Below are 7,812 nucleotides of genomic sequence, written 5' to 3'. Positions count from 1 at the left end.
CGCTGCGGCTGACGGGCGATGCGCTGGACGGCGGCAAAAGCTACGCATCCGGCGCGGGCGTCCTGACCCATGCGCTGGTGACGGCTGAGACGGACAGTGGTGCGCAGTTGCTGCTGCTGGATCTGAAGCGCACTGTCCCTGCGATCGATCGCGACTGGTGGCAAGTGACGGGAATGCAGCGTTCCGAGACGCACCGGGTGCGCTGGAGCGATGCGGCGATCGACAGCGACGACCGGATCGGTTCGCCGGATCTTTACGCGCGCGAGCCGTATTTCAGCGGCGGCGCGCTTCGTTTCGTCGCGGTCCATGCCGGCGGGATCGCCGGGATCTGCGATCGCGCGCGCGATCATCTGGTGACGAGCGGCCGCGCCGATGATCCGTTCCAGACCGCGCGCCTGGCCGAGCTGTTCGGGCTGGCCGACACGGCGGCGGCGATGGTGCGCCGGACAGCGACACTGTGGTTCGAACTGGACGGCGAAGCGCGGCTGGCGCGGGTCGCGGCGGCACGGCTGGCGGTCGCCGATGCCGCTCAGCGTGCGATCGTGGTGGCGCAGGAAGCGGTGGGGCTGGCGGGGCACTTCCTTGCCCATCCGCTGGCGACGATGCTGACCGACCTTGCCGTGTATCTTCGCCAGCCAGTGCCCGACGCGCAGCGGCTTCGCGTGGGGCGAGCGGTAGCGTCGGGCGAACTGGCGCCGGCGCTGTGAGGCTGCGTCTGGGGGGCGTGCGCCGTGCGGTCGTCGTGGCGCCTCATCCCGATGATGAGGTGATCGGCGCGGCCGGGCTGATCGGTGCCTTGCGGGCGCGGGGCTGCGAGGTGCGGGTGATCGTGGTTAGCGACGGGGCTGCCTCGCATCCGGGCAGCAGAAGCTGGCCCAAGGCGCGGTTGGTGGCGGCAAGACGGCGCGAAAGCCTGTGCGCAATGCGCCGGCTGTCGATCACGTCCAGCAAAGTCAGGTTCCTGGGGCTGCCCGACGGCGCGCTGACGGTGCATGGCAAGGAATGTCGGCGGAAGTTGCGCCAAGCGCTGGTGCAGATGGAGGCGGATGTGATCGTGGCGCCGGCGCTCAGCGATGCGCACCCGGATCATCAGGAGGTGGCGGCGGCCCTGGCGGTGCGACGTGGCCGCGCGCGCCGGCTGAGTTATCAGGTCTGGCCACCGCGGCATCGGCGAGGTGCGCGCACGCAGACGCTGGTGGCGCCGGGCGGCGCGGCGCGCAAGCGGTCGCTGATCCGGGTACATCGGACGCAATTGGGGGTGATCACCGATGATCCGTCCGGCTTCGTCATCGCGCCGCACGAGCTGGCTTTGTTCGCCCGGCCGATCGAATGCTTTCGGGAAGAGCGCCCATGAGCGCGATCGGACTAGACGGGTTCAGCGCCAAATTCGCGGCCGACGAGGATCCGTGGGGCACCTTCACCAGCCGGGACGAAGCGGTGAAACGCACCGCGATCCTGCATGCGCTGGGCACCGGCCCGCTCGGGCGGGTGCTGGAACTTGCTAGCGGCAATGGATCCAACAGCCGCGCGATCGCCCCGCGCGCCCTTCGCCTAGACGCAACCGAGGGCACGCCGGAGGGCACCCGGCTGACGGCAGAGGCGATCGCTGACTGGCCGCGCAGCCGGGCGGTCGAATTGTCGCTGCCGGCTAGATTTCCAAGGCGGGACTATGACGCGATCGTGGTGGCCGAGCTGCTCTACTATCTCTCGCACCGGGCGATGGGGCTTGTCGCGGCGGAGACCGGGCGGGCGTTGCGGCGGGGCGGGCGGCTCGTATTGGCCCACCACCGTGTCGACTTCTACGATTTCGCGCAGCACGCGGCCGGCATCCACACACGCTTTCTGCGTCTGACCGGCGCTCGCTGGCAGGTGCGACGCGTCCGACAACGCGCGGATTGGGATGTGCTGGTCGCCTGCCGGACTTGAGCCCGGCAGCGCGCCGGCATCATCGCCAGGCGCGCATCACGGCTGGGTGGGGGCGAGCCTGTATCGCTGCCCGGCGTCCGGCGCAGGGACAGGGTTCACCCCCTGCTCGCGCAGAACTTCGGCGATGGCCAAGGCGCGTCGCTGGTTCAGCGTCGGGCTTTCGGGTCGTTCACCGTCCGGCAGACCGGGAACGCCAAGGGCCGGAATATTCCACCGGCGCGCCTCCCAGGCGGAAAGCAGCACGGCATCGCGAGCCTCACGATCCAGCGTGTCCACATTGTCGGCAAAGGCGATCTCGGGCAGTTGCCCGAGAGGCGGCACGATCGCGATCTGCCAGCCGGGGACGGCTGACGCGATGCGGCTTTCCAGAATCCTGAGCGCCTGAGGATCGGCACCCGCAAGCGCTTGAGCCGTCGCCGTCACGCGGCGGTGGTCGCGATCCACCACCACATCCTCGACCTTCACGCCGGCCGCCACGGCAACCAGTTGGGCGGCGGTTGACGCCTCTCGCTGCTCGGCAGCGACTGCGCCGGAAGCTTGCCTGAGTTCGGCGCGCTGCGCCTCCAGCGATCCGGCGCCTGAATCCAGCAGCACCTGATCCAGGCGCAGCTTCACCGGCTGTTTAATCTGACCGGCGAGTTCGCCTTCGAGCGCGTTCGTATTCTTCGCCGCCGCTCGTGGCGCAATGATGATGGAACGGACCACGATTGGGTTGGCGTCAAAGTCGATGTCGAGCTGCGTGATCCGGGCGTTGTCGCCGAACCGCTGGCTGAGGAAGGAGCGCACCTGGCTGGCGACGAGCGTTTCCCGGGCGATATGGCCGAGCGCAATCCCGAGCGGCACCGCCATGGCGACGAACACGGCCGACAGGACAATCGTCTGGGTCCAGCTCTGCCGTTCCGACAGCGCATGGCCGAAGCCGTAGAAGCGCGCCAGGATCGTCGCGGACAGCGCAATGGTGAGAAAGTTGGTGACGAACAGCGCGAGCGCCCCGCTGAGCACAGGGACGTTCATCGTCGCCAAGCCATAACCGACCACCGCCAGCGGCGGCATCAAAGCGGTCGCGATGGCGACGCCGACGATGGTATCGCCGCGCCCCCGAATGATTGCATAGGTGCCGGCCAGAGCGGCAAAGAGCGCCACCAGAAGGTCGAACAGGTTTGGGCGGGTCCGCGCCAGAATCTCTGCCGTAGGCGCCTTGAGCGGAGACACCAGGACGATCAGTGCCGTGAACGCGAGAGCGGCGCCTGCACCGATGGCCAGCGCCGTCAGTGACCGTCGCATCTCGGCGAAATCAAACAGCGCGAGGCTGAACCCAAGCCCGAGGATCGGCCCCATCAGCGGTGAGATCAACATCGCGCCGATGACGACAGCCGGAGAGGACAAGAGAAGGCCAAGCACCGCGATGCCCGCAGACATCATGGTCATGAAGGCATAGCGACCAGTCCAGCCGCTTTCTTCCCAGATCCGCTGAACCACGCGCTCGTGATCAATCTGCGAGGTGATGGACCGGCGCCACCACCGGAACATTCGCGATTGGCGCCAGAGGGATCCTGTTCGGCGGCTTGCCAACGTGCTCGTCATCAGTGGCGTAGGTGCAAGGCGGCTGGGAAGTTCATCGCGAACGAACGAGAGCGCAACGATCGGGTTCCGGATCGACGCTGGTGAACGCGCCGGCGAAGTGGATGAACCTGTGTCATGCGGCACGTGTACGGGCGGACGATGACAAACCCATGGTGCTTGTTGTCATCAAGCGCGGGAGCCAGGCGCCGGGGCGCTTGGACCGTAAACAATCGATTCCGCATGGGAACGAGAGATCGCGCGGGCAGTTGCCGAGCTTGAGATAGAGCAGAAGCAAATACCTGCCAATTTGGCTTCGCGAGCCCGATCGGTTAGCCACGCACAATCCACATGGCATGTAAACAAAGGAGCTGTTTTGACGTCCAGCATGAACCCGCGTGTATTCTGGGGCGCTTCAGCCGTTATCGCCGCCCTTCTTGGCGCTACCATTCTGGCGCCGGATACGGCCGATGTTGCATTCAAGGCGGCGCAGAACTGGACGATCGACACCTTTGGCTGGTTCTATATCGCTTCCGTCGCGTTTTTCCTGGTTGTGGCGCTCGCGCTTGGCTTTGGCCCTGCTGGTAAGCTGAAGCTTGGCGCCGATGATGCCGAGCCAGACTTCCCCTATGTCTCCTGGCTGGCGATGCTGTTCGCCGCCGGCATGGGCATCGGCCTGATGTACTTCGCAGTGGCGGAGCCGATCCAGCATTATATTTCTCCGCCGGAGGCGCAGAGCGGCACGGTCGCGGCCGCACGCGAGGCGATGGCCATCACCTTTCACCATTATGGTGTGCACGCCTGGGCGATTTATGCCCTGGTCGGCATCAGCCTTGCCTATTTCACCTATCGCAAGAACATGCCGTTGACGCTGCGATCGGGTCTGTCGCCAATTTTCGGCAAGCGCGTCAACGGACCGTTGGGCGATGCAATCGACATTTTTGCGGTGTGCGGCACGGTATTCGGCATCGCGACGTCGCTTGGCTTCGGCGTGTCGCAGATGACCGCAGGCCTGAATTACAATTATGGGCTGCCCGATACGACACAGGTGAAGATCGTCGTCATCGTCCTCGTCATGGGCGCAGCAACGCTGTCGGTGCTGAGTGGCGCCGATCGCGGGATCCGGCGGCTTTCCGAGCTGAACCTGACCGTTGCGGTGCTGCTGATGGTGTTCGTGCTCGCCGTCGGGCCCACCCTGTTCCTGCTGCGCGCGCTGGTGCAGAACTTCGGCCTGTACCTCGACCATTTCGTGATGCGCACCTTTACGCTCTACGCGTATGAACCGCGCGCCTGGATGGCGGATTGGACGCTGTTCTACTGGGCCTGGTGGATCGCATGGTCGCCGTTCGTCGGCATGTTCATCGCCAGGATCTCACGCGGGCGGACCATTCGCGAATTCATGATCGGCGTGCTGTTCGTGCCGACGGCATTCACCTTCCTGTGGATGACCGTGTTCGGCAACACCGCCATTTCACTTGACCTGGGAACGGCGGCAGGCGGGATTGCAGAGGCGGTGCAGGGCAATCTGTCGACCGCATTGTTCAAGTTCCTGTCCTACCTTCCCGGAGCCGGTTTCACGACCGCGCTGGCGGTGCTGCTGGTCGCCGTTTTCTTCGTCACCTCGGCCGATTCCGGCGCGCTCGTGATCGATACGCTGGCATCGGGCGGCAAGGAGGAAACGCCGCGCTGGCAGCGGATGTACTGGTGCATCCTGCTGGGAGTGACCGCCGCGCTGCTTCTGCTTGCGGGTGGGCTTGGCGCCCTGCAGGCGGCGACGCTGATGGCGGCTTTGCCCTTTTGCTTCATCATGCTGCTCCTAGCCTATGGATTGATCCGGCAGAGCAACGCCGATATCGCCGGCGTGCCCATCGAGGATGGCGATGGGGCGGCGATCGGGGAGCGCCTGCGCCGCTTGTTCCGCCCGACCAGCAGGAGGGAGGTACAGCGCCAGATCGCCGAGGTGGGGACACCGGCGCTGCGCTCGGTCTGCGAGGCCATGCGGGCGGAAGGATATGGCGCCAGCGACGTGGCGGTAGAAGACGGCATGGCGACCCTGAGCATCGAACTGGGTGGCGGGCAGCAATTCCACTATCGCTTGCGTGCGCGGTCTCGCCCGCTGGCAGCGTACACTGCGCTGGAGGCCCCGGAGGCGCGGCGGAGCATGACCTGGGCGATGCATGCCGACACGGGTCCGGGATCGCGATCTCGGGATCTGAGCGGTCATTCCGAGGAGCAGATCGCGGCGGACGTGCTGACACAGCTCGAGGCGTGGCGCACGCGCGCCGGCACGATGCCGAACGATGGCGGACAGAAGCTCAGCGGCCCCGCCAGCTGACGTCATCAAACCGGGCCGGCTGACAAAAAAAAGGGGAGGCATTTGCCTCCCCCAAAGGGCGGGCCTTGAGCGGCCGAGTAGCTTAATGATCAGAATTCGTTCCAGTCATCGTCACTTGGCCGGGTGAGCGCCGAAACAGCGGCGGGAGCGAGCGGTTTGACGGGGGAGGCGTAGGCGGAGGTCTGCGGCCTGGGCTTCAGCGCCTCAACCTGAGCATGGATCGCGCGCCGCGCGCGATCATCGACCTTGAAACGACCGGCCTGTTCACTGAGCGCCTTTACCTCGCTGGTGAGGTTGCGGGCGGCAGCGGAAGTCTCCTCCACCATCGCGGCATTCTGCTGGGTGGATTGATCCATGGTGCCGACCGCGGCCGAGATCTGCGTAATGGCACAGGATTGCGCCTGATTGTCCGCCGCCATGGTGGCGAGCAGCTCGTGAACCTGGCCGACGTCGTCGGAAATATCGGCCAGCGCGCCATCGACCTTTTGCACCATCTCCACGGCGCAAACGATATCGCTTTGAGTGACGGTGAGCTGGTCTCGGGCGCGCTTGGCCTCCTCCTCCGCACGCATGGCCAGCGCGGACACGAGATCGGCCACGACCGCGAAGCCACGTCCCGCATCGCCCGCGCGCCCGGCCTCCACAGCGGCGTTCATCGCCAGAACGCGCGTCTGAAACGCAATCTTGTCGAGACCTTCGATGACGCTGTCGATGCCCTTGGCGCTTTCCGATACCCGGCCCATGGCCTGCACCGCCTGATCCGCGACCGATCGGCCGCCCGATACCGTGGTGATCGCGCCATCTGCACGCTCCACAGTAGTCGCCGCAGCCGCCGCCGACGCGCGCAGCCGTTCGTCCATCTGTGCGATCGCCGCGGAGGTTTCCTCCAGGCTGGCCGCATTGCCCTCCGTGCGGCGCGCCAGATCCTCCGACGCCTGGGCAATCTCGCCCGAACCCGCGCGGATGGAGGACGCGCTTTCCATCACCGACCCGATCAGGTCGCGAAGCGAAGCAAGTGCCTCGTTGAAGTTCGTCTTCAGTTCCGCATAAGCCGGCGGGAAATCGGTGGCGATCGGCTTGGTCAGATCGCCGACGGTGAGGGCGGCCAGGCTGTCGCGCAGCGTCGCGGTGACGACCTGCTGCTGTGCGGCGACCTGCGCATCCGCCTCCGCGCGGCTAACTGCCGCCGCCCGGAATGTCTCGACGGCCCGTGCGACCTCGCCCAGTTCGTCGCCGCGCGAGCGGTGCGGCACATCCGCCTGGCCGCCGGTGGCGAGCGTGGTGGTCACGGACGAAAGCTCCGCCAATGGAGAGGCAACGGTCTTGCCCAGCATCCGCCAGATCCCGAACAGCGCCGCCACGGCGAGCGCCGACAGAGCTAGCGCGAAATACAGGGCGTTCTCAGCATAGCGATCGCCGTCGGCATCCGCCTTCATCGCACGCTTCTGATGCAGTTCGATCAGCGCGTCTGTCTCGTCGATTGCCGTGCGTGAGCGCTTCTTCCCCTCGCCAAGGACAAGGGGAAGCGCGGCGGCCTCGCCCTGCGTCTTCTTCAGCGCGAAGATGCGATCGTTGACGGAGTTGAGCTTGTCGATGTCCGCGCGGATCCCGGCCAGCTGCGGCGCGAACTCGCCGGCGAGCGGCGCATATTCGTCAAGACGTTCGGCAAGTGCCGCCTTGTTCTTCTCATATCGTTCGTCGAGGCTTCGGGCTTCCGCCGGAGAGGTCGCGTTCAACTGAGAGAAGACGATGATGCGATGTTCGCGCACGGCGGACATCAGCCGGCCGAGAGCCTCCGTGCCGGCAACGCCGCGGCTGACGTGCCGTGTGGCAATGCCGCTGAGCTGGCGATTGGCAACGATCCCGGTCGTCGCAACCGCGATCAACAGCGCGCCGATGAAGGCGAAGGCCAGCAACATCTTCTTCGACAATGGCCAGTCATTCAGAACTTTGGTCATCCGTGCTTCCCACAAGCATTGCACATGAAGCTC

At 65.9% G+C, this 7,812-nt stretch carries 6 protein-coding genes; 4 read left to right on the top strand and 2 right to left on the bottom strand.

Annotated features, from left to right (window positions below; translation table 11 throughout):
• From AX702_RS22585 to AX702_RS12490, 3 genes are all read left to right on the top strand, one after another.
• A partial coding sequence (locus AX702_RS22585; RefSeq protein WP_066780012.1) for an acyl-CoA dehydrogenase occupies nucleotides 1-707 on the top strand: 707 nt, incomplete at its 5' end.
• Nucleotides 704-1,354 (top strand): PIG-L deacetylase family protein, encoded by a 651-nt coding sequence (locus AX702_RS12495; RefSeq protein WP_066780010.1) that lies wholly within the window; start codon nucleotides 704-706, stop codon nucleotides 1,352-1,354. The genes AX702_RS22585 and AX702_RS12495, both read left to right, overlap by 4 nt.
• A complete protein-coding gene (locus AX702_RS12490; protein ID WP_066780008.1) occupies nucleotides 1,351-1,926 on the top strand; it encodes a class I SAM-dependent methyltransferase in 576 nt (191 codons plus the stop codon). Before AX702_RS12495 ends, AX702_RS12490 begins: the two co-directional genes overlap by 4 nt.
• Before the next feature lie 36 nt (nucleotides 1,927-1,962).
• On the opposite strand, the gene AX702_RS12485 is transcribed toward AX702_RS12490, so the two are convergent.
• Entirely contained in the window at nucleotides 1,963-3,456 is a 1,494-nt protein-coding gene (locus AX702_RS12485; RefSeq protein WP_231731839.1) for a DUF389 domain-containing protein, read from the bottom strand.
• Nucleotides 3,457-3,874: 418 nt separating this feature from the next.
• Between AX702_RS12485 and AX702_RS12480 the strand changes: the two genes are divergently transcribed.
• Nucleotides 3,875-5,821 (top strand): BCCT family transporter, encoded by a 1,947-nt coding sequence (locus tag AX702_RS12480; protein WP_066780005.1) that lies wholly within the window; start codon nucleotides 3,875-3,877, stop codon nucleotides 5,819-5,821.
• Nucleotides 5,822-5,910: 89 nt separating this feature from the next.
• On the opposite strand, the gene AX702_RS12475 is transcribed toward AX702_RS12480, so the two are convergent.
• Nucleotides 5,911-7,779, bottom strand: coding sequence for a HAMP domain-containing methyl-accepting chemotaxis protein (locus AX702_RS12475; RefSeq protein ID WP_066780003.1), 1,869 nt, complete (start codon nucleotides 7,777-7,779; stop codon nucleotides 5,911-5,913).
• Nucleotides 7,780-7,812: the final 33 nt, after the last annotated feature.

It is taken from the genome of Sphingomonas sp. CCH5-D11 (genome assembly GCF_001557395.1).
Classification (GTDB): domain Bacteria; phylum Pseudomonadota; class Alphaproteobacteria; order Sphingomonadales; family Sphingomonadaceae; genus Sphingomonas.
This window is presented reverse-complemented; position numbering and strand designations above follow the sequence as displayed.